Raw genomic sequence first — 25,617 nt, forward strand, 5'->3', positions numbered from 1 at the left:
GTGTGGCTGCCTCCCGCGATTCCTCCGGAACCGATCCGGGTCCGTGGGACGGCGAGGAGTATCCGCTCAATCGGCGGCATCCCGGTTACGACCGGTATCCGCCGCCCCCGAGTGCCCCGCCCCGCCGTCCGCTGCCGCCGCTGCCCGATCGCGGCGGCGACCCCGACGTACCCGAATTCGTCACGCGCCGATTGGCCGCCGGGCAACCGCCCCGCGACCTGCCGCCGCAGGACCCGCAACCGGATCCACCGCCGCAGCCCGCGCCGGAACCACCGCCACCTGCGGATACCACGAAAATCAAGGGCCGCCAACGGGTCCCGCGCAAGTTGACGGTGACCCGGGTGGTCGCGATGCGCAGCATCGAGCTGACGGAGAAGGGTTTCCACTCCTTCCAGCGTGCGGCGAAGGCCGACGGCGCCGACCGGTCGGGACTCACCGCGCTGGTGTACGCGACGATGGCCAACTTCGCCCTCGACGCCGCCATCGCCGTCGCGCTGGCCAACACGCTGTTCTTCGCGAGCGCCACCGCCGAGTCGAAATCCAAGGTGGCGCTGTACCTGTTGATCACGATCGCCCCGTTCGCGGTGATCGCGCCGCTCATCGGACCGCTGCTGGACCGATTGCAGCACGGCCGCAGAGTAGCGCTGGCCGCCTCGTTCGCCGTGCGAATAGTGATCGCGTTCCTGTTGATCTTCAATGTCGACAGCTGGGCGCTGTATCCGCTCGCGCTGTGCATGATGATCCTCAGCAAATCGTTCGCGGTGCTGAAGAGTGCCGTCACGCCGCGGGTGCTGCCACCGGATATCGACTTGGTGCGCACCAATTCCCGGCTCACGGTGTTCGGTCTGGTGGGCGGGACGCTCGGCGCCGGCGCGGTGGCCGGTGTGGTCGCCGCGGTGGCCGGGTCGCCGGGCGCGCTGGTGTTCGCGGCGCTGATCGCCGCCGCCGGGGCGTATCTGAGCCTGCGCATTCCGTCCTGGGTGGAGGTCACCGAGGGGGAGGTGCCCGCGACCCTCGGCTACCACAAGAAGGACGCGGCGCCACAGAACGGGCAGCCGGTGAAACCGAGCCGCCGCCGCCAGCCGCTGGGACGGGCGGTGGTGACCGGGCTGTGGGGCAACGCCACGGTCCGGGTGCTCACCGGTTTCCTCACCTTCTACGTGGCCTTCGTCGCCAAGTCGACCGAGCACCGCCCCGTGCAGCAGGCGGCGATGCTGGGTGTGGTCGGCGCGGCGGCGGCGGTCGGCAACTTCACCGGCAATGCCTCGGGCGCTCGCATGAAGCTGGGCCGCCCGGCGCTGATCGTCGTGCTCTGCACGGCCGCGTGCACGGTGGTCGCCCTGTTCGCGATGCTGCTCGACAATCTGCTGGGCGCGGCGGCCGCGGCGCTGGTGGCATCCGGCGCGAGCGCGCTGGCGAAGGTGTCGCTGGACGCGTCGATTCAGGACGATCTGCCGCCGGAGTCGATCGCCTCCGGTTTCGGCCGTTCGGAGACGGTGCTGCAACTGGCGTGGGTGATCGGCGGCGCCGGCGGCGTGCTGCTGCCGACGGTGTACTGGAAGGGTTTCGCCGTCGTCACCGCGGTGCTGGCGATCGGATTGATCCAGACCTACGTGAGCTACCGTGGTCACTCGCTGCTGCCCGGCTGGGGCGGCAACCGGCCGCAACACGCGAAGCAGGAAGTACCCGGGATGCCCGGCGACCCGGCCCGTCCCGCCACCTCGAACTGACCCGACGAGTCGACAGGAAACCACGCCATGACCAAGCCCGGTACCCGCACGATCCTCGCGCTGGCGGTGGCTGCGGTACTCGTGGTGGTGGTCGCGATCGCGGCCGTGGTGGCCGTGGCGGTCCGCAATGCCGACGAGCCGGAACCGGAGATCACCGCGTACGCCCACGGCGCCTCGGCCACGGTCCCGCCGTACCGCTTCTGCACGGTGACGCAGTCCGACGCCAGCGGCCAACTAGGCCTGAATTGCCGCGAGAGCGCCACCACGGTCACCCTGCACACCCCCGCCGGCGCCCCCCTGCAACTGTCGCTCCCCCGCCACATCGCCGACGCCCCCTGGGTAATGGTGCTCGAGTACGACCTCCCCGACGGCACCGCAGTCCAGCGCCTCGCCTCCTACCGCGACTACCCCGAGGGCACGCTCGCCATCACCGTCCCCTCCCACCCCGAACCGGACCTGAGCCTGGCAGGCGTAGAAGTCCAACTGGTAGTCCCCACCCGAGACGAAACCGGCGCAGAATCCTTCGCCCCCTACCAGGCCTGGTCCATCCGAACCACCTGAGCGCCTGCTCCCGCCACCACCCGAGAAGCGCCGCCCCACAACACCTCTCGGAGCCCAAGGCCAGCCGACACCGCCACTTCCGCACTCCCCCAACCCGCACGCGCGAGTCTTACGAGCGCCCGTTCGCGGCCGGCTCGCGTCGGAGTGGTCGAGACGCATGCGCGAAGCGCGAGTCTCGACCACTCCGACGCGAGCCTCAGGGCCGCGAACACGCGACGCCGAAGGCGGCGCCAAAATTACTGATCAAGCTCCCGGGCCACCCCGCGCACGACCTCGGCGATCCGCTGCGCCATCTTGCGGTCGGGATACTTCCCCTTGCGCAGATCGGGCTGCACCTTCGCCTCAAGCAGCGTGATCATGTCCTCGATCATCCCGTGCAGGTCGTCGGGCGCCTGGCGCGGATGCGCCACGGGCTCCTTGCGTGTCTGGTTGCCGCGCACGGAGGGCAGCGGCTCCAGGAGTTTCAGGCTCAGCGCCTGCGGCCCGCGCCGCCCGGCCGCCATTCCGAACTCGACTCGTTGCCCGGGCTTCAACGCCTCGACACCCTTGGGCAACGCAGACGACCGAACATAGACGTCCTCACCCTCGTCCTGGGAAAGGAAGCCGAAGCCCTTTTCGACGTCGTACCACTTCACCCTGCCGGTCGGCACTGCGCTCACCCGTTCGTCATCGATGCCCGGACCTCCCGGGCACAACCCTTGTCCCGGAATCGATTCCGGGACTCGTCTGCGTGCGAAAAGAACGCGCCCTACACAGCTATGCAGGACGCGATTGCCATCGAGTCTACCCCGGTGCCGATCCGCTGAGCACACCAGTTTTACGGTGCAGTAATGCCCGAGTCCTCCCCGCACCGTCCACCGCGCCGATCCGGCGATTCGCTGATGTACGTGGCCCTGGGTCTGTTCGCGATCGGTGTGCTGGCTGTCGTCGCCATTTTCCTCACACCGATCGTGTCGGACAGTGATCCGGGGCTGTGGCTGTATCTGGTCGCGATGATCGGAACGCCGTTGGGATTGCTGCTCGCGGTGGTCTTCGCACTGTGGTCCGGCCGCCGCTCGCGGTAGCCGACCGGTATATGCCCAGTTCGTTATCGCACTACACATGTGATTCTCGTCACATCACGGTAGGGTCACGAGACGGTCACAACCGATGTATCACCGTGACACGCCGCACTCACCAGCACAGACGCGATATGGAAGGTGTTGCGCCGGATGGGGACCCGGCCATACACGCCGGTTACCAAATGGTGATTTTTCGCGGCAATCGTCGTACGGTCTAACGCAGCCGGGAGCAGTCCCGGAACCACCGGCCCGCCGCACCGAGCCTCGCCCCGCGGGTACGGACCCCGACGGAAGCAGGGGCGAGGGCGGGGAACCCACGTTCCCTACGCAGGGAAGCGGGATCGATCGCCACCGATCGGTTCCTTGGGGTGAAGTCCCACCGCACCGCAAGGTGCACCGGGACCGGACGGCCTCTCAGTCCGAACCCGACAGCTCACCTCGCAGGCGCGTACGAGAGGAAGACGACCCGATATGAGTGGACGCCATCGCAAGCCGACCAACACCGGCCGCACCGTCGCCAAGGTCGCCGTCACGGGTGCGATCGTGAGCGGCGCGGGTATCGCTCTCGCCGGGAACGCCTCCGCGGCACCCGACCAGGAGTGGGACAAGCTCGCGCAGTGTGAGTCCGGCGGCAACTGGGGGATCAACACCGGTAACGGGTACCAGGGCGGTCTGCAGTTCTCGCAGGGCACCTGGGCCGCGCACGGCGGCACCGACTACGCCCAGACCGCCAACCAGGCCAGCCGCGAGCAGCAGATCGCGGTCGCCGAGAAGGTCCTCGCATCCCAGGGTTGGGGCGCGTGGCCCTCCTGCTCCTCCCGTCTCGGACTGAACGGCAGCGCCGAGGCGCGCACCGCTCCGGCCGCCCCCGCCCAGCAGACGCCGCACTGGAGCCCGACGGCCCAGACCGAGGCCGCCCCGCAGCAGACCCAGCTGCCCGCCGACCGCAGCCAGGAAGTCTTCCAGGCCGTCGACAAGGCCCTCGCCGTCGCGCAGTCGCAGGGCATCCAGGTGCCCCAGCCCGCTCTCGACGTGCTGAACGCCGCGAAGGCCAACGGCGTGAAGCTGGACCCGCAGGTGGTCGATTTCTTCGCGGCGAACAAGGGCCTGCTGCCCAACTGAGCCTTCTCCGAAGCCTTTACGGCCTCGAATCCTTACGACAAGGCCCCCGCACCATCACGGTGCGGGGGCCTTGTCGTCGATTCGGTCAGCGGTTGATGACCGTGTGCGGGTGCACGTAGGGCACCTCTTCGGCAGGCACCGGAAATTCGGTGTCCTCCCCGTAGGGCGAGAGCCCACCGGAACGGGTCGACGAGAGTTCGGTCACCGCGTGGTCGCCGTTGGCGACCTTCGGCCAGCCGTTGTCGACATAAGGTTTCTTCGATTTGTTCACCACGGCCCAATTCTGGCATGGAACCGATCGGTCGCGTCCGCCTGCCGCGGCCGTGTGCGACGGCGGGCCAGCGGCACTGTGCGCCCGGCCGTACGCTGGATGGGATGACCACGACCGACGACGCACCCCGGGCCGGGGATGAGCACTCCACGACAGCCACCGGTTCCGTCGATGTCGCGTCGCTGGCCGATTGGCTGGCCGCCCGTTCGGACGACGAATTGGTGACCCTGCTGGAACTGCGCCCCGATCTGGCGGTGCCGCTGCCGTCCTCGATGTCGGTGCTGGCCGCCCGCGCCGAGCAGCGCGCCTCGGTGCTGCGCGCCACCGACGAACTCGACACCCTCGATTTCGCGGTGATCGAGACCCTGGCCGTGCACCACGCGGCCGTCCCGGACCGCCACGCCACCCCGCTCCCCCGCGCCCGCCTGCACGAGTTGCTCGGCGACCGCGTGGCGCGGACGGCCGTCGACGCCGCCGTCGACCGGCTGACCGCCCGCGCCCTCGCGTGGGGGGCCGACGAGCTGTACCTGGTGGCCGCCGCCAAGGACGCGCTGCCGTGGCCGCTCGGCAGCACCACCGAGATCCCGGACGCGCTCACCGAACCGGAAATCGTTGCGGCCCTGGCCGGGATCGGCTCTCCCGAGCGGGCGCTGCTGGACAAGCTGGCGACCACCGGTCCGCGGGGGCGCACCCGCGATGCCGCGCCGGGCACGCCGCCGGACCGGCCGATCCAGCGCCTGCTGGCGGTGCGGCTGCTCGACTGGGTCGACGAGGAGACCGTCGAACTGCCGCCCGCGGTGGGCCAGGTGCTGCGCCGCGAGCCGGTCAGCGACCCGCACGCGCTGCGGCCGCCGCGACCCGAACTCACCAAGCACACCGCCGCCGATACCAACGCGGCCGCCGCGACCGAGGCCGGTGAGCTGCTGCGGCACTGCGCCGACATCATCGAGGTGCTGGCGCAGGCGCCCGCGCCGGCGCTGCGCTCGGGCGGCCTGGGCGTACGCGAACTGCGCCGCATCACCAAGCACACCGGGATCGAGGAGAGCCGGGTGGGCCTGCTGGCGGAGGTACTGGCGGCGGCGCGCCTGCTGGACAAGGGAACTCCGGAACCGCCGCCGCCGGGCGATTCCGTCGACGACTACTGGGCCCCCACCGCGGCCGCGGACGGCTGGCTGGACGGCCCGGCGGCCCGGCGCTGGGCGGTACTGGCCCAGGCGTGGCTGGAGCTGGACCGGTTCCCGTGGATGATCGGCGGGCGCGACGCGAACGACAAGCCGCTGGCCGCGCTCTCGCTCGAGCTGCGCAATGTGCACGCGATCCGGGATCGGCGGGCCGTGCTGGCGCTGCTGGCCGAGCAGCCGCCCGGAGCCGCCGTGACACCGACGGATATCGCGCGCGTGCTGGCGTGGCGGCAACCGCGCTGGCGCAGGCACTTCCGCACCGAGGCGGTCGAGCGCACGCTGACGGAGGCGGGCGCGCTCGGGCTCGTCGGCCGTGGGGCCCTCACCTCGGCGGGGCGCGCACTGCTGCACGGCAGTACCTCCGACGCCGAGGCCGAGATGGAGTCCGCCCTGCCGGACCCGGTGGATCACGTACTGGTACAGGCGGATCTGACGATCGTCGCGCCCGGGCCGCTGGTGGCGGATCTCCAGAGCCGCATCGCACTGGTGGCCGATGTCGAATCCGCGGGCGCGGCAACGGTGTACCGGATCGGCGAGTCGTCGGTGCGGCGGGCGCTCGACGCCGGGATGACGGCGGCCGAACTGCACCAGCTGTTCGCGGCGCACTCGCGCACTCCCGTGCCGCAGTCGCTGACCTACCTGATCGATGACGTCGCGCGCCGGCACGGTCGGCTGCGGGCCGGGATGGCGCAGTCGTTCGTGCGCAGCGAGGATCCGGCGCTGCTCGCCGAGGTGCTGGTGACCCCGGTCGCCGAGCGGCTGGCGCTGCGCGCGGTCGCCCCGACCGTGGCCATCTCGCAGGCCGCGCTCGGCGAGGTGCTCGAGCAGTTGCGCGCCGCGGGTTTCGCTCCGGCGGGCGAGGATTCGTCGGGCACGATCGTCGACCTGCGCCCGCGCGGGGCCCGCATCCCGGCCCGGACCAATGCCCGGCAGGCGTGGCGGCCCACCCCGCCCAACAGCGAGCAACTGCGGCTGCTGGTGGGCGAGCTGCGGGCCGGGGAGAAAGCCGCACAGGCCCGTTCGGGGCAGGCGGTCCGGTCGGACGGCAGCCGCAACAGCACCGCGGCCACCATGGCCCTGCTGCAACTGGCGGCGCGGGTGCGGCGGCCGGTGCACATCGGTTACGTCGATGCCCAGGGCGTCGCCAGCCAGCGTGTGGTGGAGCCGTTGAAGGTGGCCGGCGGGCAGTTGGATGCCCTGGACCCCGTCACCGGATCGGTCCGGCATTTCGTACTGCACCGCATCGCCTCGGTGGCGCTGGTGGATCAGTAAGCCCGCTCAGGCCTTCGGATTGACCATGCAGAACGTGGTTTTCGGCTCGGACAGCAGAAGGTAGGTCGCGTTCGGCTCGCACAGGGACGGGTCGTCGCGGCCCTCGATGCGCGCGACCACTTTCACCGTTGCCGCCGTGGACGCGCAGTCCGCGTAGGCGAATCCGGTGTCGCGGTCCTGGTGATAGCAGCTGCCCGGCTTGAGATTCGGCGCCAGGCACAGGAACGCCGTGGTGCCGCCGTGGAAAGTCTCCTCGTAGGAGGAATATTCGCGGCCGCAGTCGGCCCGGGTCGGCGAGGTGGACATCACCGTGTAGACGGCCCGCTCCGACACGCAGTCGACCGGTTCGGTCCGGGAGTCGGTGGTCGAGCCCTCGATGACGTGAATGCAGTCGCCGACCTGTGCCCTGGCGGTGTCGGTGCGGCTCGCGCTCTGCACAGCCGAACAACCCGCCGCCAGGGCGGCCGTCGCGAGTACTGCCGGGACGACGACGGCGCAGCGCCCTCGAAAACCCCGGTGCACTCGAAAACCCTGTCGCACTCGAAAACCCTTTGCGCCCAACGGTTCACGCCGATCGTGACGGATACCCCGGGCGGAGAAATGCCGCAGGGTCAGCGGAACATGCCGAGGCCGTACAGGGCCAGCAGATTGAAGTTGAGCATCCGCGGCAGAAAGCCGGTCAGCAGCTGCAGTTCGAAGAGGTTCACATTCGACACCTTTCACGCTCTGCCCGCACCATAACCGCGCGGATCGTGATCTTAGGTCGGAATCGGCTACAAAATCGTTACGCTCGGCGACATGACGCTCGAGGAGGCGACCCGCCGGCTCTACGCGCTCGACCCCGCACAGTTCACCGCCGCACGCGATGAGCAGGCGAAAGCCGCTCGCGCCGACGGGGACCGGAAACTCGCGGCCGCGATCGGCAAACTGCGCAGACCGACCGTGGCGGCGTGGGCGGTGAACCTGCTGGCGCACGAGGCGCCCGAGGAGGTCACCGCGCTGCTCGAACTCGGCGACGCGCTGCGCGACGCCCAACGCCGATTGTCCGGAGAACAGTTGCGCGAGTTGACCACTCAGCGGCAGCAGGTGGTGAACGCAGTGGCCCGCAGGACGGGTCAGCTCGCGGCCGGGCACGACCGCACGCTCAGCGAGTCGGTCCTGCGCGAGGTGGGCCAGACCCTGCACGCCGCCCTCGCCGATCCCGCCGTGGCCGACCACGTGCGCGCGGGCACGCTGACCGCCGCGGCCAATTACGAGGGCTTCGGGCCCGCGGCGCCGGAATTGGCCGCCGTGCCCGATCGCGCCGCCGAACCCGAGAAACCGAAGCAGAGCCGTGCGAAGACCTCCGAAGACCGCGACGCGGCTGCCCGGCAGGAACTCGACGACGCGCTCGCCGCCCTCGAATCTGCCCGCGAGGCAACCGATTCGGCGCAGGCCGACCTCGACCGCGCCGCGGCGCGGGTGGGCGAGGCGGAGGACCGGATCGCCGCCGTGCGCGCGGAACTGGAACGCGCCGAGGAACAGCGGCGCTTCGCCGCGGCGGCGCAGCGCTCGGCCCAGGAGGCGGCGCACAAGGCCGAACGGCAATTGGACCGGGTAGAGCGCTGGGTGGAGAAGGCGCGCTCCCGCGTGCCCGAGGAGTGAGCCGATCAGGCGCGCAACGAACCCGGGTACAGGTATTCGTCCGGGGGCACGGCCGTCTCGTCCAGCCACGCGGTGAAGAAACCCGACAGGTTCACCGCGGTCTTGGACTGGACGAACTGCCGGAACTCCGGCATCGAGGCGTTGCCGTACGCGTGCGACCGCACGAACTGCGCGATCGCCGGGAAGAAGACGTCGTCACCGATCGTGCGGCGCAGCGCGTGCAGGAACAGCGGTCCGCGGTAGTAGACGGCGGTGAATTCCTTTCCGACGCCGGGGTCCTGCAACCGGGTCTCCCAGCGTTCGGGTTCGTCGCGGAACGTCTCGACCGTCCGGCGATACTGGGCGTCGACGTCCTCCCCCTCCTTGCGCTCCGGCCACAGGTAGTCGGCCGTATAGCTGGCGAAGCATTCGTTCAGGCAGATATCCGACCACTGCCGCACCGACATCGAATCGCCCCACCACTGATGCGCGTTCTCGTGGACGAGGGTGTTCAGGTTGGTCCACGGCGCATAGGTCGGGCGGGTCTGGGTCTCCAGCGAGATGTGCAGGTCGGTGTCGATGTAGATGCCGCCCGCGCTCTCGAACGGGTAAGGGCCGTACAGGGATTCGAGGAAGTCGAGCACCTCGGGCAGTCGTTTTTCCAGTTCCCGGTGCTGAACGGCATCCGGGGCGAAGGCGCTGACCAGCGGCGTGCCGTTGGCGCGACGCTGCTCCAGGAACTCGAACCGGTCGATGGCGACCGTGGTGAGGTAGCCGACCGTCGGATGCCGGGTCGACCACCGCGCGGTGCGCGTGGCCCCGTCCACCGTGTCACGCACCTTCAGGCCGTTGGAGATGACGTCCCATTCCCGCGGGACCGTCACGGTCAGGTCGAAGGTCGCCTTGTCCATCGGCGTGTCGTTGAGCGGATACCAGGTGGTGGCCGAATGTGGCTCGCCCGCAACGAAAGCGCCGCCGCTGGGCGAGACGGTCCAGCCCCCTTCCCGGTTGTCGTTCTGGATGCCGGAGTATTCGACGGTGACGGTGAACGGCAGGCCGGGCAGCACGGGCACCGCCGGGGTGACGACCAGCTCGTGCTCACCGCTGCGGGCGAATCCGGCCGGCAGGTTGTTCACGGTCACCTTGGACACCGCCGGGCCCGCGAAGTCCAGGTTGAACACGCGCAGCGCCTGGGTCGCGACGGCGTCGATGCGCGCGGTACCGGTGAGCCGCCGGCTGGGCGGGTCGTAGTCGATCGCGACGTCGTAATGTTCGGCCTGGTATCCGCCGTTGCCGTCATCGGGGTAGTAGGGGTCGCCGAGGCCGGAGGCGCCCACGAAGGGGTCGGCCGGAGCCTGCGCGGACGAGTGTCCGGGCAGTGCCAGCGCACCCGCGATCAGGGCCGTGACCGTGAGACAACGCGTCCAGTCGTACGCATCCATGCGGCGAGCCACCCCTTTCCGGCACGGGCGTGCCGACCGAGGCTCGATGCTAGTGCGCTCAGTTGCTGCTGCCCGTCACCGCCACGCTCGCGCCCAGCCCGATGATCATGACCCCGCCCGCGCCGCCGACCGCTTCCAGCCGCCGCGGCGAGCGCGCGAACCAGTTGCGCGCGGTGCCCGCCAGCAACGCCCACAGGCTGTCCGACACCAGCGCGATCAGCAGGAACATGCCGCCCAGCACCAGCATCTGCAGCGGAATGGGACCGCCGGACGGGTCCACGAATTGCGGTAGCACGGCCGAGAAGAAGATGATCGCCTTCGGGTTGGTGGCGCCCACCACGAAGCCCTGCCGGAACACCCGGCGGGTTCGCTCCGGCTGCCGTGCCTGCGTCTCGAGCGCCTCGCGCAGCGAACGGCGCTCCCGAATCGCTTGCACGCCAATGTAGATCAGGTAGAGCGCGCCGGTGAACTTCACGACGGTCAGCGCGATCGAGGAGGCCGCGACCACCGCGCCGAGCCCCGCCGCGACCATCACCAGCACCAGCAGCACGCCCAGGGAGTGCGCGACCACCGACAGCAGGGCGGCCCGCTTGCCGTCGGTCAGCGCGCGGCCGATGGTGAACAGCACACCCGGCCCGGGGACGACGATGAGCACGGTCGCGGCGACCAGGAACGCCGCGATATTGCCAGCGGGAATCACCGGCCAAGTCTAAGGAACGCCGCGGCCGGATTCCACGGATTATCAGCCGCGCAGCTCACCCGGCAACTGCTGCGGATCCAGCAGCAGCCGCTTGGAATCCGCGCGCCGCACCTTCTCGGCCAGATCGAGATTGTCGGCCAGCAGTTTCCACTCGACGTCGCTGATGGCCGCCCGAGCCCGGCTGATCACGCCGGGATCCCGAGTGCCCCAGGCGATCGGCATGGCCGTCACCGACTGGCGCAGGTCGCCGACCGAACTCGGCGCCCGATCGGCGCGCACGGTCACCGCGGGCACCTGCTCGCCGGGCCACTGCCGGTGTCCGGGCAGGGCCCGCACGACCCGGGTGATCAGCGCGTAGGTCGGGTCGCAGCCGGGTTTGGCGATATTGACCAGCGCCAGCAGCGTCACCCCGCGCGCGTGCTTGCCCGACACCACCGCGGGCACCAGTTCACCCTCGGCGTACAGCTTCTCGATGCGCGAGCGGTAGGGCGTCCACACCGCCACGAACAGCGCGGTGATGGTGCCCAGGGCGAACGCGACGGCCAGCAGGAACGAGTACGGGTGCTGCAACCAGATCAGGCCGGCGGTGCCGAGGCCGAGCACGATCGCGGCGGCGAATGCCAGTATCCGCAGCCGCCGGATGGCCGCGAGCACTTCGTTCACCGCTCGGGCGTGTTCGCGGTCCACCGCGAATTCGAAGCGTCGCACGTCCTATTCCTAACACGTATGCGGAGGCATTTTCTCCGTTGAACCGCCTCGGTTATCCGAGCGCCGGGCCGAGCAGGTCGTCCGCGTCGGTGATGCGATAGGCATACCCCTGTTCGGCGAGGAAACGCTGCCGGTGGGCAGCGTATTCGGCGTCCAGGGTGTCACGCGCCACGACGGAGTAGAAATGCGCCTGCCCCCCATCCTGTTTGGGGCGCAGCAAGCGGCCGAGCCGCTGCGCCTCCTCCTGACGGGAGCCGAACGTACCCGAAACCTGCACGGCCACCGACGCTTCGGGCAGGTCGATGGAGAAGTTGGCGACCTTGCTCACCACCAGCACCGGGATCTCGCCGTTGCGGAACGCCTCGAACAGCGACTCGCGCTCCTTGGTGCGAGTCGAGCCTTGGATGATCGGGGCGTTCAGATGCTCGCCCAGTTCCTCCAGCTGGTCCAGGTACGCGCCGATCACCAAGGCCGGTGCGCCCTGGTGCCGGGCCAGAATCGACTCGACCACGGGCAGTTTGGTGCGAGCGGTGGAGCACAGCTTGTACCGCTCCTCCGGCTCGGCCGTGGCGTAGCTCATCCGCTCCGCCTCGGTGAGCGTGACCCGCACCTCGACGCAGTCGGCCGGGGCGATCCAGCCCTGCGCTTCGATGTCCTTCCACGGCGCGTCGTAGCGTTTCGGCCCGATCAGGGAGAACACGTCACCCTCGCGGCCGTCCTCGCGCACCAGCGTCGCGGTCAGGCCGAGGCGGCGGCGGGACTGCAGGTCGGCCGTCATCCGGAACACCGGGGCGGGCAGCAGGTGCACCTCGTCGTAGATGACCAGGCCCCAGTCGCGGCTGTCGAACAGCTCCAGGTGCTTGTACTCGCCCTTGGTCTTGCGGGTGATGACCTGGTAGGTGGCGATGGTGACGGGGCGGATCTCCTTGCGCTCGCCGGAGTACTCGCCGATCTCGTCCTCGGTCAGCGAGGTGCGGGCGAGCAGCTCGCGCCGCCACTGCCGACCGGCGACCGTATTGGTGACCAGGATCAGCGTCGTGGCCCCGGCCTTGGCCATCGCGGCGGCCCCGACCATGGTCTTGCCCGCGCCACAGGGCAGCACCACCACGCCCGACCCGCCGGCCCAGAACGAGTCGGCCGCCATCTCCTGGTAGTCGCGCAGGTGCCACTCGTTGGTCTCGTAGTCCAGTTCGATGTGGTGCGCCTCGCCGTCGACGTACCCCGCCAGATCCTCCGCGGGCCAGCCGATCTTGAGCAGCATCTGCTTGATCCGGCCGCGCTCGGACGGGTGCACCGCCACCGTGTCGTCATCGATCCGGGTACCGAGCATCGGCTGGATCTTCTTGTGCCGCAGCACTTCTTCCAGTACCGCGCGGTCCAGGCTGACCAGCACCAGCCCGTGCGCCGGATGCTTGACCAACTGCAACCGCCCGTACCGGGCCATGGTGTCGACGATGTCCACCAGCAGCGGCTGCGGCACCGCGTACCGCGAAAAACTGACCAGAGCATCCACGACCTGCTCCGCATCGTGCCCCGCCGCCCGCGCGTTCCACAGCGCCAACGGCGTCACCCGATAGGTGTGCACATGCTCGGGCGCGCGCTCCAACTCCGCGAACGGCGCAATAGCCTGCCGAGCCGCATCGGCCTGCGCATGGTCGACCTCGAGCAGCAGGGTCTTGTCACTCTGGACGATGAGTGGTCCCTCGGTCACGGCACCTCCTCGGTTGTGGGCCGGAGTCCATTGTTCCCGACCGGACCGACAGTGCCGTGTGGGCTGTGTCGCGTTTCGCTGTCGGCGCAGCTCGCGGGGGCAGTGGCGGGGGTGCCCATACCACCGCCGTAGAATCTGCGCAATGGTTGCCGCTCTGCTCGCTGATCTGTTCGAATCTCACCGAGCGCACCTGCTCTCGGTGGCCTATCGGCTGACCGGCAGCGTGGTCGATGCGGAGGACGCGGTGCAGGAGAGCTGGCTGCGGCTGGCCACCGCGCGGCAGTCGGAGATCGAGGACATGCGCGCCTGGCTGACCACCGTGGTGAGCCGCATCTGCCTGGATCGGCTGCGCAGCGCCTCGGCGCGCCGGGAAAGCTATGTGGGGCAATGGTTGCCGGAACCGATCGTCACGGCCCGGAGACACTCGGGTGCGCCCGACCCGCTGGAAGCCGTGGTCCGCAAGCAGGACTGCCGACTGGCCGCGCTGGTGGTGCTGGAGTCGCTGACTCCGCCGCAGCGGGTGGCGTTCGTGCTGCACGACGGGTTCGCCGTCCCGTTCGAGGAGATCGCGGACATCCTCGACATCTCCGTCGAGGCGGCGCGGCAGCTGGCGACGCGGGCCCGCAAGGCGGCGGCGCGCTGCCCCGAACCTGTCTCCGAGACCGAGCACGCGGCCGCGGTGCAGAAGCTGTTGGAGGCCTTGTATTCCGGCGACCTCGAGCAGGTGGTGGCGGCCCTGCATCCGGACGCGGTGTTCATCGCCGATTCCGGCGGCACCACCCGCACCGCGCTCAATACCGTTGCGGGAGCGGAGAAGCTGGCCCGCCTGGGCATCGGCCTGCTGCGCAAGTACGACGTGAACCTCACCGACCCGAGCGGCGTCGAGACCGAATTCGTCGACGTGAACGGGCAATTGGGCCTGCTGCTGCACGAGCGCGCCCCGCGCAACGGCATCCCCGGCTCCCCCACCCGGGTCCTCGCCTTCACCGTCACCGACGGTGCGGTCTCGGGCGCTTACGATCTGGTGAACCCCGCCAAGTTGAAGGGCATCCGCGTACCCCACTGAACGCCCCGGCCCGGCCCACCCGGCCTGCCTTCACGTGCTCCCGCCACCCGGCCTGCTTTCATGGGTTCCAGTCACCGGGCGCGCCTTCATGTGCTCCCGCCACCCGGGCTGCCTTCACGTGCTCCCGTCACCGGGGCTGCCTTCACGTGCTCCCGTCACCGGGCCTGCCTTCATGTGCTCCCGTCGGCGCCCGCATGTGCGCCGGAAGCTCGGCTACTCAGCGGGGCCGCCCTTTGTGGAGGACGTTGCCCGGCCGGGGCGGTAAGTGGGCGCGCGTTACCGTGGTGAACATGCAGCAGACGCCGACCGTTGCCCGCTTGCGCCCTTTCGGGGCGACGATCTTTGCCGAGATGACCGAGTTGGCCGTGCGGCACGGTGCGGTGAATCTGGGGCAGGGGTTTCCGGACAGTGACGGACCGGCCGCCATGCTGGATGTCGCTCGGCAGGCCATCGCGGACGGCGTTAATCAGTACCCGCCCGGCCGGGGCATGCCGGTGCTGCGGCAGGCCGTCGCCGCGGACCGGGCGCGGCGCTACGGCACCCGGTACGACCCGGACCGCGAGGTACTGGTGACCGTCGGCGCGACCGAGGCCATCGCCGCTTCGATTCTCGGGCTGGTCGAGCCGGGCGCGGAGGTCGTGCTGATCGAGCCCTACTACGATTCGTACGCCGCTGCGGTCGCGCTGGCGGGCGCCACCCGGCGCACCGCCCGCCTGGTACCCGACGGCGACGGCTTCGCCCTCGACCTGGACAGCCTGCGTGCCGCGATCACCCCGAAAACCCGTCTGCTGCTGTTGAATTCGCCGCACAACCCGACCGGGACGGTGCTCGGACGGGCCGATCTGGAGGCGGTCGCCGAGCTGGCCTGCGAGCACGACCTCCTAGTGGTGACCGACGAGGTCTACGAGCACCTCACCTTCGACGGACACGAGCACATCAGCATCGCCACCCTGCCGGACATGTACGAGCGGACCGTCGTGATCTCCAGTGCCGCGAAGACTTTCAGCGTCACCGGCTGGAAGATCGGGTGGGCGTGCGGTCCGGCCCCGCTGATCGATGGAGTGATCGCGGCCAAGCAATTCCTGACCTTCGTCGGCGGCGGACCGTTCCAGCCCGCGGTCGCCTATGCCCTGGAAAACGAACTGCCCTGGGTCGCGGCACTGCGTGATGGGCTGGCCGACAAGCGGATTCGGTTGTCACAGGCACTGGCGGATGCCGGTTTCGGGGTGAAGCGCAGCGACGGCACGTACTTCGTCTGCGCCGACATCTCCGGCCTGACCGCCGCCGACGCCCACACGTTCTGCCGCGAGCTGCCGGAGCGGCTGGGCGTGGCGGCCGTACCTCTGAGCGTCTTCGCCGACGACAAGGATTCCTGGAATCGCCTGGTGCGCTTCGCCTTCTGCAAGCAGGACGAGACCCTGGACGAGGCGGTGCGGCGGCTGCATGCCCATCACGTGACGCCGACGACCGGGGCCGCGCGGTAGTCGACTCCGGCCTCTGCGGACGCAAATCGAGTCGGGACGGCATTTCTCGCCGTCTCGAAGGCGATCGTGACCGCTCAGGCCGACAGTTCAGGCGGGCATCGGCCGAGCGCGGTCGGTGGCGAGCAGGACCGCGATGCCACCGAGCAGCGTCCCGGTGACCCAGCGCTGCGCCCGCAGCCAGAGCGGCCGTCCGGCGAGGAAGGCGGCGATGGCGCCGGAGCCGAGCACGATCAGGCCGTTGACCAGCAGCGCGACGGTGATCTGCACACCGCCCAGGCAGAGGCTCTGCAACCACACCTCACCGCGCGCGGGCACGACGAACTGCGGGATCAACGCCATGTACATGATTGCGATCTTCGGATTGAGCAGGTTGGTGACCAGCCCCATCGCGAACAGCCGCCGCGCGGGGTCGGCGGGCAGGTCGGAGGGCGTGAACGCCGACATCCCGCCCGGCCGCAAGGTCTTCCACGCCAGCCAGGCGAGATAGGCCGCGCCCGCGAGCTTCAACGCGATGTACAGCCCCGGCACCACCGCGAAAACGGCCGTGATTCCCGCCGCGATGGCCACCAGATACACCAGGAAACCGACGGCGACCCCGGCCAGCGACACGAATCCGGCCCGCCGTCCTTGCGAGACGGTGCGCGACACCAGATACACCATGTTCGGGCCGGGCGTGAGCACCAGCCCGAGCGCCGCCACCGCCACACCGGCCACCGCAGTCGTCTCGATCATGCCGACCATGTTCGTACACGGTGGACCGCTCGTCGCGAGCCAGTTCGCAACCGCTGGACTTCCCAGACCGGTACATTGCCGACGTGGCAAGCGCCACACGCTTCGAGTGGACCGCCGACATCAAACGCCGACCGGACCGTCGCTGATGACAGACGGCGGGACTCAGCCGCCAGCTCAGCCGCGGCGGGTGGCGACGGCGGCGGCGAGCCGGTCGAGCTGGGCGGCGGTGGTGTCCCAGTCGAGGCAGGCGTCGGTGATGGATCGGCCGTAGGTGAGGTCGGCGGCGTGGCCGAGGGTGAGGTCTTGGCGGCCCGCGACGAGGAAGCTCTCCATCATCACGCCGACGACGCTGCGGTCGCCTGCGGCCACGCGTTCGGCGATATCGGTGACGACGTCGACCTGCTTGTTGTGGTCCTTGTTGCTGTTGCCGTGGCTGGCGTCGACCACCACCCGCTGCGGCAGCGCCGCCTTGTCCAGGCGGACGCAGGTCTCGGCCACCGAGGCGGCGTCGTAGTTCGGCCCCGCGCTGCCGCCGCGCAGGATCACGTGGCAGTCCGGATTGCCGACGGTGCGGATCAGGGCGGAACGCCCATCCAGCCCGGTGCCGGGGAACACGTGGCTGGCCCCCGCCGCGCGCACGCCGTCGACCGCCACCTGCACATCACCGTCGGTGCCGTTCTTGATGCCGACCGGCATCGACAGCGCACTGGCCAGTTGCCGATGCACCTGACTGGCCGCGGTGCGGGCGCCGATCGCGCCGTAGGAAACCAGGTCGGCGATGTACTGCGGGGTGATCGGGTCGAGGAATTCGCACGCGACCGGCAGTCCCAACGCGGTGATGTCGACCAGCAGCCGCCGGCCCAGACCCAAGCCGGTGTTGATGTCGAAGGTGCCGTCCAGGTGCGGGTCGTTGATCAGGCCCTTCCAACCGAGCGTGGTCCGCGGCTTCTCGAAGTACACCCGCATCACGACGTGGAGCCGGTCGGACAGCTCGGCGGATTTGGCGGCCAGCCGGCGGGCGTAGTCCAGCGCGGCGTCGGGATCGTGCACCGAACACGGGCCGACGATCACCATCAGGCGATCGTCGGTGGCATCGAGCACGTCGACCGTGGCGGCACGTCCGGCCCGCACGGTCTCGGCGAGCGCCGCATCGATGGGATGGTCGCGCCGCACGTCGGCGGGCGACAGCAGCGGGCTGATGCTCAGGGTGCGCTGATCGTCCAGATCGGCGACGTCGGCAGATTTCTTGGGTGCGTCGGCGTCGGCTGCGATCGTCATCGTGGGTTCCTTTTCTCAGGCCGACCCACCGAGAAGATCCCGTCGAGCCGGACTGTCATCGGCTCGGGGTGGGAGAAGGTCAGCGCGGTTCACCGACCGACCCACCCGGGGCCGGCTTGATAAACCAGAAATACACGCGCTGCACAGAGGCGACTGTAGCAGGGAGCGTCCCGCACCCTGAACAGATGCCCGAAAGAGCGTGACACCCACCACATCACACCCGGAACCACATCAATAGCGAAAGCAGGTAGGCCGTAGGCCACCGACCACCGCACGATCTGCCGCCTGCGAACTCGCAGGCCAGCCCCATCGGTTTGCGGCGCGGCTCGGTTTTCGAGCGCCGCTGCGCAAGCGACGAAGGAGCAAGCAGCGGTGCTCGAAAACCGAGCCACAGGGCGCCGCAAACCCGCGACGCCGAAGGCGGCGCAATCACACAGAGAACATGCCCGGCTCGTAGCTCCCTGCGGGCGTCCGGGCGATCACATTGAGCCGGTTGTAGGCGTTGATCACCGCGATCGCCGAAACCAACGCACCGATCTGCTCGTCGTCGTAGTGCTTCTGCACCTGCGCCCAGGTCTCGTCGGACACGCCCTGGTGCGTGTCGGCGAGCCGGGTGCCCTCCTCGGTCAGTGCCAGCGCGGCGCGCTCGGCCTCGGTGAACACGGTGGCCTCGCGCCAGGCGGCCACCAGGTTCAGGCGCACCTGGGTTTCCCCGGCGGCCGCCGCGTCCTTGGTGTGCATGTCGGTGCAGAAACCGCAGCCGTTGATCTGGCTCGCGCGGATCTTGACCAGTTCATAGGTCGCCTCGGGCAGTGCCGACTGGCCGATGACCTGACCGGCGTTGGTGAGCCGCTTGGTGAACTTGGCGGCGATCTCGTTGGCGAAGAGGTTGATTCGGGGTTCCATCGCTGTCTCCTGACCTCGGGCCGCGGGGTTGCGGCTTCGTATATCAGGGGGACGACGCAGCCTCCCGAGGTGTGACAGACGGACGGTTGTGCCCTGCGTCACTTCCAGTCAGCGCCGGGAGAACGGGTAGGTGACCTTGGTGAGCTGCTCGGACAATTCCCACAGCCGCCGGGCCGCGACCTCGTCCCGCGAGGCGGAGGACGAGCCGCTGAGTTCGGGATGGCCGCGGAGCCCGCGCAGGCCGGTCGGTCCGTAGAACCGGCCCGGCTCCACCTCGGCCGTCGCCGCGAAAAGCGAAGGCAGCGCGCCCATCTCGGCGCTCTGGGCCAGAATTCGGTTGCCCAGGGCCATGATCCGGTCCAGGAAGGATTCGGTGTGTGACTGCAACTCGGTGGCCGCGTAGCCGGGATGGGCCGCCACCGACACCTTCGACGATCCGGCCGCGGAGAGGCGGCGTTGCAATTCGTAGGCGAACATCAGATTCGCCAGCTTGGACTGCCCGTACGCCTGCCAGCGCTCGTACCGCCGGCGCTCCCAGTTCAGGTCCTCGAGATCGATCCGGCCGATGACGTGCGCGCCGCTGGACACGGTGACGATCCGGTCGGCGATCTTGTCGAGCAGCAGACCGGTGAGCGCGAAGTGCCCGAGATGGTTTGTGCCGATCTGCATTTCGAACCCGTCGGCGGTGCGGCGCAGCGGCACCGCCATCACACCGGCGTTGTTGATCAGCACGTCGGCGCGCTCGACGGAGTCGGCGAACTGCCGGATCGATGCCAGGTCGGCCAGGTCGAGACGGCGGACGTGGGCCCGGTCGCCCATCTCGTTCGCCACCGCGCGCGCCTTCACCTCGTCGCGGCAGGCCATGATCACCTGCGCACCCGCCGCGACCAGCGCCCGCGTGGTGACGGCGCCGATCCCGCTGTTGGCGCCCGTGACGACGAACGTACGGCCGCTTTGATCCGGGATGTCGGAAGTGTCCCAACCAGTCACGAGGTCGAGTCTAGAGCGGCGGAGCGCCCCCGTCTCCCGCCTTGCCCACGCGACGACGAACGCCCGAGGTGAGATAGGGTTGCCTAACCTACATGAAGCAGATGAGCGTGAGGCAGTACCCATGACAGCGACACCCACCACCCGGGACGACCGTGACGGCTTCGTGCCGATCCCCGCCGAGTTCGCCGACGCCTATCGCGCGGCCGGGTACTGGACGGGCCGGCCGCTGGGCGAACTGCTGCGGGACGCGGCCCGCCGATGGCCGCAGCGCCCGGCCCTGCACATCGCGGACGCCGCCCGCACCTACGCCGAGCTGGACGCCGACGCCGACCGGATGGCGTACGGCCTCGCGGCGCTGGGCATCTCGCCCGGCGACCGGGTGATCGTGCAGTTGCCGAACGTGCCGGAGTTCGCCTCGGTCCTGTTCGGTCTGCTCCGGGCCGGAGCGATCCCGGTGCTGACGCTGCCCGCGCACCGTCGCGCCGAGATCGAGCATCTGGCCGAGCTGTCCGGCGCCGTGGCGTACATCGTCGCCGATCAGGCAGCCGATTTCGACTACCGCGAACTGGCCGCAGAGGTCGCCGAGCGGGTCCCGTCGCTGCGCCACGTCCTGGTGCTCGGTGCGGCCGGACCGTTCACCGCGCTGAATTCGGTTCCGCGCGAAAGCGGTTCGCTGCCCGCGGTGGATCCGAGCGATATCGCGTTGCTGCTCGTGTCCGGCGGCACCACCGGGCTGCCCAAGCTGATCGCGCGCACCCACAACGACTACGACTACAACGCCCGCGCCTCCGCCGAGCTCTGCGAATTCGGCCCGGACGACGTCTATCTGGCGAGTCTGCCTGCCGCGCACAACTTCCCGCTGGCCTGCCCCGGCATTCTCGGGACGCTCGCCACCGGCGGATCGATCGCGTTCCTCACCGACCCGAGTCCGGAGAGCGCCTTCGCCGCGATCGAGCGGTACGGGGTGACGGTGACGGCCGTGGTGCCGCCGCTGGCCCAATTATGGTGCGCGGCAACGGAATGGGAGGACGCGGACCTCTCGACGCTGCGCCTGCTGCAGGTCGGCGGGGCGAAACTGGCGGAGGTGAACGCCCGCGACGTGGAGCCCGCGCTGGGAACGCGGTTGCAGCAGGTGTTCGGCATGGCGGAAGGCCTGCTCAACTACACCCGTCTCGACGACGGCATCGACCTGATCTGCACCACGCAGGGCCGTCCGCTGTCACCGGGCGACGAGGTGCGCGTCGTCGACGGCGAGGGCAACGACGTGGCCCCCGGTGAAGAGGGCGAACTGCTCACCCGCGGCCCGTACACCATCCGCGGCTATTACCGTGCGCCGGAACACAATACGCGTGCCTTCACCCCCGACGGCTACTACCGCAGCGGCGACCTGGTCCGCGTGCTGCCCAGCGGGCACCTGATCGTCTCGGGCCGGATCAAGGACGTGATCAACCGTGGCGGCGAGAACGTCTCCTGCGACGAACTCGAGGAGCACCTGCTCGCCCACCCGGCGGTCCGGCACGCGGCGGCCGTCGGCCTGCCCGATCCGGCGCTCGGCGAAAAGGTCTGTGCCGTACTGGTGGTCGACGGCGACCTGCCCACCCTGGCCGAGATCAAGCAATTCCTCACCGACCGCGGGCTGGCCACCTACAAGCTCCCCGATGTACTGCGCCAGGCCGACACGCTCCCCCTGACGGCGGTCGGCAAGATCGACAAGAAGGCCCTGCGCACCCAGGGCTGAGACGCCACGCGAACGCCCCTCGTCCGTATTCTCGGGCGAGGGGCGTTCGTGATTCGGTGACTCAGGCCTCGACCACGTAGGGCGCGATGCTGCCGAGCTTCTCGCAGGTCTCCTCGAATTCACGATCGGGCTTGGACTGGCCCACGATTCCCGCACCGGCGCGTAACCAGGCGCCCTCGGTGGTCTGGTAGACCGCGCGCAGCACCAGGGTGGCCTCCAGCGCTCCGGTCGGCGAAACGACCACCACGGCACCGGAATACAGCCCGCGCGGATCGTGGTCGAGCCGGAACACCGCGTCGACGCCGGCCCGCTTCGGGATGCCGGAGGCCGTCACGGACGGGAACAGCGTCTCCAGGGCGTCCCAGGAGGTGCGGCCGACGTCCAGTTGCCCGCGCACGGTAGAGGCGAGGTGCTGCACGCTGCCGCGCTCGCGCACCGCCATGAAGTCCGACACCGCCGTGCTGCCCGGCTCGGCGACCGCGGCGATCTCGGCGAACGACGTCTGCACCGAGATCGCATGTTCCACAATCTCTTTGGGATCAGCTACCAGATCCGCGCGAGCGGCCCGGTCGGCGGCCGCGCCCCGCCCGAACGCCCGCGTCCCGGCCAGCGGCTCGGTGGTCACCACCCGATCGCGGTCCACGGCGGCGACCAGTTCGGGACTGAACCCGGCGGCCTCCAGCCCGCCCAGCCGCAGCAGGAACGAGCGCGCCGGGGTGTTGTGCGCGCGGCCGAGCCGGTAGGTGGCCGGTACGTCCACCGGGAACGGCAGGTCGACCTTCCGCGACAGGATCACCTTCTGGTAGTTGCCGTTTCGGATCTCGTCGACCGCCTCGGCGACCCGGTCCCGGTAGGCCGTCGGGTCGATGGAGATGTCGGCCGGGCGCGGCCGCGGCAGCGCGGTGCCCTGCGCGGCCGCGATCAGCTCGTGGATATCGGCCGTCTCGCCCGGCGTGGCCCCGGCGACCCGCACGCCGGCGGCGTCGATGCGGACCTCGATGCGCGGAATCATCAGATGCGCCAGCGAGGTTCGCTCCGGCAGGTGCGCGGTCGCCTCCAGCGCCCAGGCGCAGAACTCGAAACCGATCCAGCCGTACGCATTCCGCCCGGCCAGGGGCAAGGCGGCCAGCGCGCGATCGATGACCTCCGCCGGACGGCCCGTCCAGGGAGTCGTCGTGGATCGCCCGTCCCAGCCGACGCGCAGTTCCCCGGCATCGAGTTCGACGCTGCCGATCGGGTCGGCGGCGAACACCCACTCCCCCGGCCGCTCGTAGACGACGTATTCGCCGAACCGATCGGCGCCGGCCAGTGCCGCCACCGCCGCGGCGGGGTCGGTGACATGCTCGCCCCAGCGTGCCGCGGTCGACGTCGCCCCCGGACCATCCCCATACCCGATCAGTACTCGCTCCGTGGTCGGCACCGTTCCTCCAAGGTTATGCTTACCTAACTCAAAAGGTGAGGTTAGCATTACCTCGGTCGGATGCGCTTGTGCCGGAGCACACACTCACCGAGCCAACCTCCTGCGGGAAACGCTCGAACCGGGCTTCAATGGGGAGCGTCACCTGATGGAAGGCCCCGCATGATCGACGACCGCGCCGACGTACCGCCGGCGACCACCTTCGCCACCGCACCGCGGTCGGTGGTCGCGCTGGTGGATGCCACCTCGCCGACCGAGCGCGAGTTGATCGGCGGCTGGCTGGCCGAGGGTGGCATCGCCGCGGAATTCGGCGTCGAGGCCCCGGTGACGCAGTTGGACCTGGACGCAGCGGCGGTCGCGGCCCGGCTGGTCGATCGGCACGACGACCCGCTGGTCGTGCCGGTGCGGGTGCTGTGGCTGCCGCCGGAGCGAGACGGCGTGCGCCGCACCACCTTCGCCGATCTGGCCGCCCTCGCCGATCCGCGCCGACCGCATCGGCTGCTGCAGCGACGCCTGGTGGCCAAGACCCCGGACCGGCACCTCGTCCTGACCGGACAGCCCGCCCTGCTGAGCGAGCTGCGCGCGAACAACACGGCCGTCGCGGGCACCGCCGAGCCGTTCGCGCGGGCCGTCGTGCGCGCCGGCATCGTGGCGCTGGAGCGGGCCGAGCGCGGCGTGATCGGCGACCGGTACAAGGTGCCGCGCCTGGTCGCCGAGGAGATCCTGGACTCCCCGGAGTTCCTGCGCCGCCTCGACGCCATCGCCCTGCACACCGGCGGCACCTCGCGCGAGGTGTACCGGCGCGCGGAGAAGGCGCTGCGGGAACTGGTGGCGGCGCAGAGCCGCCTGGTCTCCGACCTGTTCACCCAGGCGATGCGGCCGGTGCACGCCTCCACCTGGAAGGTCGATTGCGAGCCGTCCGGGCTGGCTGCCCTGCGGCGGCTCAATCGGCATCATCCGCTGGTGTTCCTGCCTTCGCATCGCTCCTACGTCGATGCCTTCGTGCTCGGTGACGCCCTGGCGCGCAACGACTTTCCGCCGAACCACGTGATCGGCGGCGCGAATCTGCGGTTCTGGCCGATCGGGCCGATCGCCCGGCGCACGGGCGCGGTGTTCATCCGCCGCAGCTTCGGCGACGACGAGGTGTACAAGGCCGTGGTCGAGGAGTATTTCGCGTACCTGCTGACCAAGCGGTTCAATCTGGAGTGGTACTTCGAGGGCGGTCGCACCCGCACCGGCAAGCTGCGCCCGCCGCGCTACGGACTGCTGAATTACCTTGCGGCGGCGATCCGTTCGCGTCGCGTCGAGGATGTGATGCTGGTACCGGTGTCGATCACCTACGAGCGGCTCAACGAGCTGGGCGCGATCGCCACCGAGCAGTCCGGCGGCGCGAAGAAGCCGGAGGGCCTGACCTGGCTCGCCCGCTACGTCCGCAGCCAGCAGCATTCGGCGGGGCACGTGTACCTGCGCTTCGGCGAGCCGCTCTCGGCGCGCGAAAGACTTGCCGCGCACGGCGATCCGCTGGTCCCCGATCCCGGCTTCGGCGCGCCGGAGGCCGAGGAGGCGCGCGATCAGGAGCGAAAGGCGGTGCAGCGGCTGGCTTTCGAGGTCGCCGTCGGTATCAACGCGGTCACTCCGATCACCGTCAACGCACTGGTCACCCTCGCCCTGCTGGGTGTGCACGAGCGCGCCCTCACCCTCGGCGAGGTGCGCCGGGTGCTCGAACCGGTGCGCGACTACATCCAGCACCGGGGGCTCCCCAGCGGCGAACTCGATACGCTGAGTGACGATCACGCGCTGGCGGTGGTGCTGGAGCAGCTGTCGCTGGCGCGGGTGGTGACGGTGTACCGCGGCGGGCTGGAGCCGGTGTACTCGATCGAGGCGGGCGCCCATCTGGAGGCGGCGTTCTATCGCAACAGCGCCGTGCACTGGTTCGTCAACCGCGCCATCCTCGAATTGGCCATCCTCGCGGCGGTGGAGGCGCCCGAGGGCGAACAGCTGCAAGCGGGCTGGGACACCGCCTTCCGGCTGCGCGACCTGCTGAAGTTCGAGTTCTTCTTCCCCGAGCGCGCGGAGTTCGCGGCGCAGATGACGGCGGAAATGGAACTGGTGGACGAGGATTGGCACGACCGGACGGCCGACGGCACGGTCGGCTCGGACATCCTCGCCGAACTGACCGAGTCCGGTTTCGTCATGGCGCATCGCGTGCTGCGCTCGTTCCTCGACGCCCAACTGGTGGTGGCGGACCGGCTGGCGGCCCGCGACGGCACGGAAGCGCCCGACCGCAAACAGTTCATTGATGAGTGCCTGGCCGTCGGACGACAGATGCTGCTGCAACAACGATTGCACAGCCCGGAATCGGTATCGTCCGAATTGTTCACCAGCGCACTGAAACTCGCCGACAACTACGGCCTCCTGGAACCGGCCGCCGACCCCTCCGCGGCAGCCGACCTCCGCGCCCGCCGCCAAGCCTTCGCCGACGAGCTACGCCTGATAGGTACCCGCATAGCCCGAGCCGCAGCCCTGGACCCATCGAATCGGCTGGAGCTGTCATGAGCGCACGCGAGAAGGTGCGGAGCGGCAGCACGCGGGCCGGATTGCAGCGCCCCATCCCCAGCGAGGTG

At 69.8% G+C, this 25,617-nt stretch carries 22 protein-coding genes and 1 riboswitch; of the genes, 10 read left to right on the forward strand and 12 right to left on the reverse strand.

The window, feature by feature from the left end; translation table 11 throughout:
- The first annotated feature begins 2 nt into the window (after window positions 1–2).
- Window positions 3–1,730, forward strand: coding sequence for an MFS transporter (locus ACFMRZ_RS19080; protein ID WP_400180211.1), 1,728 nt, complete (start codon window positions 3–5; stop codon window positions 1,728–1,730).
- 27 nt (window positions 1,731–1,757) lie between these two features.
- The gene (locus ACFMRZ_RS19085) at window positions 1,758–2,291 is read left to right on the forward strand and encodes a DUF2771 domain-containing protein (RefSeq protein ID WP_280362421.1); all 534 of its coding nucleotides are present in this window, start codon (window positions 1,758–1,760) and stop codon (window positions 2,289–2,291) included.
- A gap of 236 nt (window positions 2,292–2,527) precedes the next feature.
- Here the strand turns inward: ACFMRZ_RS19085 and ACFMRZ_RS19090 are convergent, their stop codons facing one another.
- A complete protein-coding gene (locus ACFMRZ_RS19090) occupies window positions 2,528–2,941 on the reverse strand; it encodes a cold-shock protein (RefSeq protein ID WP_280271156.1) in 414 nt (137 codons plus the stop codon).
- A gap of 180 nt (window positions 2,942–3,121) precedes the next feature.
- On the opposite strand from ACFMRZ_RS19090, the gene ACFMRZ_RS19095 reads away from it, so the two are divergent.
- A complete protein-coding gene (locus ACFMRZ_RS19095) occupies window positions 3,122–3,355 on the forward strand; it encodes a hypothetical protein (RefSeq protein ID WP_280271140.1) in 234 nt (77 codons plus the stop codon).
- A gap of 272 nt (window positions 3,356–3,627) precedes the next feature.
- A riboswitch (cyclic di-AMP (ydaO/yuaA leader) is annotated at window positions 3,628–3,814 on the forward strand.
- A gap of 9 nt (window positions 3,815–3,823) precedes the next feature.
- On the forward strand, window positions 3,824–4,474 hold the full coding sequence (locus ACFMRZ_RS19100) for a transglycosylase family protein (RefSeq protein WP_280271141.1): 651 nt from the start codon (window positions 3,824–3,826) through the stop codon (window positions 4,472–4,474).
- Window positions 4,475–4,559: 85 nt separating this feature from the next.
- Here the strand turns inward: ACFMRZ_RS19100 and ACFMRZ_RS19105 are convergent, their stop codons facing one another.
- Window positions 4,560–4,748, reverse strand: coding sequence for a hypothetical protein (locus ACFMRZ_RS19105; protein WP_280271142.1), 189 nt, complete (start codon window positions 4,746–4,748; stop codon window positions 4,560–4,562).
- 101 nt (window positions 4,749–4,849) lie between these two features.
- Here ACFMRZ_RS19105 and ACFMRZ_RS19110 point away from each other — a divergent pair, with 101 nt between their 5' ends.
- Window positions 4,850–7,198 carry a helicase-associated domain-containing protein gene (locus ACFMRZ_RS19110; RefSeq protein ID WP_400180212.1) on the forward strand — a complete coding sequence of 783 codons (2,349 nt, stop codon included), beginning with the start codon at window positions 4,850–4,852 and terminating at the stop codon, window positions 7,196–7,198.
- A 6-nt stretch (window positions 7,199–7,204) separates the two neighbouring features.
- On the opposite strand, the gene ACFMRZ_RS19115 is transcribed toward ACFMRZ_RS19110, so the two are convergent.
- Window positions 7,205–7,636 (reverse strand): hypothetical protein, encoded by a 432-nt coding sequence (locus tag ACFMRZ_RS19115; protein WP_400180213.1) that lies wholly within the window; start codon window positions 7,634–7,636, stop codon window positions 7,205–7,207.
- Between the two features lie 360 nt (window positions 7,637–7,996).
- Between ACFMRZ_RS19115 and ACFMRZ_RS19120 the strand changes: the two genes are divergently transcribed.
- Window positions 7,997–8,842: a hypothetical protein gene (locus tag ACFMRZ_RS19120; RefSeq protein ID WP_280362424.1), complete on the forward strand. Its 846-nt coding sequence runs from the start codon at window positions 7,997–7,999 to the stop codon at window positions 8,840–8,842.
- 5 nt (window positions 8,843–8,847) lie between these two features.
- Here the strand turns inward: ACFMRZ_RS19120 and ACFMRZ_RS19125 are convergent, their stop codons facing one another.
- From ACFMRZ_RS19125 to ACFMRZ_RS19140, 4 genes are read right to left on the reverse strand one after another with little or no spacing between them, the layout of a single operon-like run.
- The gene (locus ACFMRZ_RS19125) at window positions 8,848–10,263 is read right to left on the reverse strand and encodes a M1 family metallopeptidase (RefSeq protein ID WP_280362425.1); all 1,416 of its coding nucleotides are present in this window, start codon (window positions 10,261–10,263) and stop codon (window positions 8,848–8,850) included.
- A 58-nt stretch (window positions 10,264–10,321) separates the two neighbouring features.
- Window positions 10,322–10,963 carry a LysE family translocator gene (locus ACFMRZ_RS19130; RefSeq protein ID WP_400180214.1) on the reverse strand — a complete coding sequence of 214 codons (642 nt, stop codon included), beginning with the start codon at window positions 10,961–10,963 and terminating at the stop codon, window positions 10,322–10,324.
- Window positions 10,964–11,005: 42 nt separating this feature from the next.
- The gene (locus ACFMRZ_RS19135; protein WP_400180215.1) at window positions 11,006–11,671 is read right to left on the reverse strand and encodes a DUF3239 domain-containing protein; all 666 of its coding nucleotides are present in this window, start codon (window positions 11,669–11,671) and stop codon (window positions 11,006–11,008) included.
- 52 nt (window positions 11,672–11,723) lie between these two features.
- Window positions 11,724–13,382, reverse strand: coding sequence for a DNA repair helicase XPB (locus tag ACFMRZ_RS19140; protein ID WP_280362427.1), 1,659 nt, complete (start codon window positions 13,380–13,382; stop codon window positions 11,724–11,726).
- Between the two features lie 142 nt (window positions 13,383–13,524).
- Between ACFMRZ_RS19140 and sigJ the strand changes: the two genes are divergently transcribed.
- Together sigJ and ACFMRZ_RS19150 are read left to right on the forward strand one after the other, a co-directional pair.
- Entirely contained in the window at window positions 13,525–14,448 is a 924-nt protein-coding gene (sigJ, locus tag ACFMRZ_RS19145) for an RNA polymerase sigma factor SigJ (protein WP_400180216.1), read from the forward strand.
- Between the two features lie 290 nt (window positions 14,449–14,738).
- Window positions 14,739–15,932, forward strand: coding sequence for a pyridoxal phosphate-dependent aminotransferase (locus ACFMRZ_RS19150; protein ID WP_400180217.1), 1,194 nt, complete (start codon window positions 14,739–14,741; stop codon window positions 15,930–15,932).
- An 87-nt stretch (window positions 15,933–16,019) separates the two neighbouring features.
- Here the strand turns inward: ACFMRZ_RS19150 and ACFMRZ_RS19155 are convergent, their stop codons facing one another.
- From ACFMRZ_RS19155 to ACFMRZ_RS19170, 4 genes are all read right to left on the reverse strand, one after another.
- Window positions 16,020–16,664 carry a LysE family translocator gene (locus tag ACFMRZ_RS19155; RefSeq protein ID WP_400180218.1) on the reverse strand — a complete coding sequence of 215 codons (645 nt, stop codon included), beginning with the start codon at window positions 16,662–16,664 and terminating at the stop codon, window positions 16,020–16,022.
- A 174-nt stretch (window positions 16,665–16,838) separates the two neighbouring features.
- Window positions 16,839–17,942, reverse strand: a complete 1,104-nt coding sequence (locus ACFMRZ_RS19160) for a 3-deoxy-7-phosphoheptulonate synthase (RefSeq protein ID WP_400180219.1) — start codon at window positions 17,940–17,942, stop codon at window positions 16,839–16,841.
- Between the two features lie 429 nt (window positions 17,943–18,371).
- Window positions 18,372–18,848 carry a carboxymuconolactone decarboxylase family protein gene (locus ACFMRZ_RS19165; protein WP_400180220.1) on the reverse strand — a complete coding sequence of 159 codons (477 nt, stop codon included), beginning with the start codon at window positions 18,846–18,848 and terminating at the stop codon, window positions 18,372–18,374.
- Between the two features lie 108 nt (window positions 18,849–18,956).
- A complete protein-coding gene (locus ACFMRZ_RS19170) occupies window positions 18,957–19,838 on the reverse strand; it encodes an oxidoreductase (protein ID WP_280271441.1) in 882 nt (293 codons plus the stop codon).
- A gap of 121 nt (window positions 19,839–19,959) precedes the next feature.
- On the opposite strand from ACFMRZ_RS19170, the gene ACFMRZ_RS19175 reads away from it, so the two are divergent.
- Entirely contained in the window at window positions 19,960–21,576 is a 1,617-nt protein-coding gene (locus ACFMRZ_RS19175; protein WP_400180221.1) for a (2,3-dihydroxybenzoyl)adenylate synthase, read from the forward strand.
- A gap of 61 nt (window positions 21,577–21,637) precedes the next feature.
- Here ACFMRZ_RS19175 and ACFMRZ_RS19180 read toward each other — a convergent pair whose 3' ends face one another.
- Window positions 21,638–22,972 carry a salicylate synthase gene (locus ACFMRZ_RS19180; RefSeq protein WP_400182907.1) on the reverse strand — a complete coding sequence of 445 codons (1,335 nt, stop codon included), beginning with the start codon at window positions 22,970–22,972 and terminating at the stop codon, window positions 21,638–21,640.
- Window positions 22,973–23,155: 183 nt separating this feature from the next.
- Between ACFMRZ_RS19180 and ACFMRZ_RS19185 the strand changes: the two genes are divergently transcribed.
- Window positions 23,156–25,549, forward strand: a complete 2,394-nt coding sequence (locus ACFMRZ_RS19185; protein ID WP_400180222.1) for a glycerol-3-phosphate 1-O-acyltransferase — start codon at window positions 23,156–23,158, stop codon at window positions 25,547–25,549.
- Window positions 25,550–25,617: the final 68 nt, after the last annotated feature.

Origin of the sequence: Nocardia sp. N2S4-5, assembly GCF_044628355.1 — a bacterium.
Classification (GTDB): Bacteria; Actinomycetota; Actinomycetes; order Mycobacteriales; family Mycobacteriaceae; genus Nocardia; species Nocardia wallacei_B.

Coding starts and splice junctions, on each gene's coding strand:
- ACFMRZ_RS19085 (WP_280362421.1), top strand. CDS start 1,758: ATGACCAAGCCCGGTACCCGCACGATCCTCGCGCTGGCGGTGGCTGCG.
- ACFMRZ_RS19095 (WP_280271140.1), top strand. CDS start 3,122: ATGCCCGAGTCCTCCCCGCACCGTCCACCGCGCCGATCCGGCGATTCG.
- ACFMRZ_RS19100 (WP_280271141.1), top strand. CDS start 3,824: ATGAGTGGACGCCATCGCAAGCCGACCAACACCGGCCGCACCGTCGCC.
- ACFMRZ_RS19110 (WP_400180212.1), top strand. CDS start 4,850: ATGACCACGACCGACGACGCACCCCGGGCCGGGGATGAGCACTCCACG.
- ACFMRZ_RS19120 (WP_280362424.1), top strand. CDS start 7,997: ATGACGCTCGAGGAGGCGACCCGCCGGCTCTACGCGCTCGACCCCGCA.
- ACFMRZ_RS19125 (WP_280362425.1), bottom strand. CDS start 10,263: ATGGATGCGTACGACTGGACGCGTTGTCTCACGGTCACGGCCCTGATC.
- sigJ (WP_400180216.1), top strand. CDS start 13,525: ATGGTTGCCGCTCTGCTCGCTGATCTGTTCGAATCTCACCGAGCGCAC.
- ACFMRZ_RS19150 (WP_400180217.1), top strand. CDS start 14,739: ATGCAGCAGACGCCGACCGTTGCCCGCTTGCGCCCTTTCGGGGCGACG.
- ACFMRZ_RS19155 (WP_400180218.1), bottom strand. CDS start 16,664: ATGATCGAGACGACTGCGGTGGCCGGTGTGGCGGTGGCGGCGCTCGGG.
- ACFMRZ_RS19160 (WP_400180219.1), bottom strand. CDS start 17,942: ATGACGATCGCAGCCGACGCCGACGCACCCAAGAAATCTGCCGACGTC.
- ACFMRZ_RS19165 (WP_400180220.1), bottom strand. CDS start 18,848: ATGGAACCCCGAATCAACCTCTTCGCCAACGAGATCGCCGCCAAGTTC.
- ACFMRZ_RS19175 (WP_400180221.1), top strand. CDS start 19,960: ATGACAGCGACACCCACCACCCGGGACGACCGTGACGGCTTCGTGCCG.
- ACFMRZ_RS19185 (WP_400180222.1), top strand. CDS start 23,156: ATGATCGACGACCGCGCCGACGTACCGCCGGCGACCACCTTCGCCACC.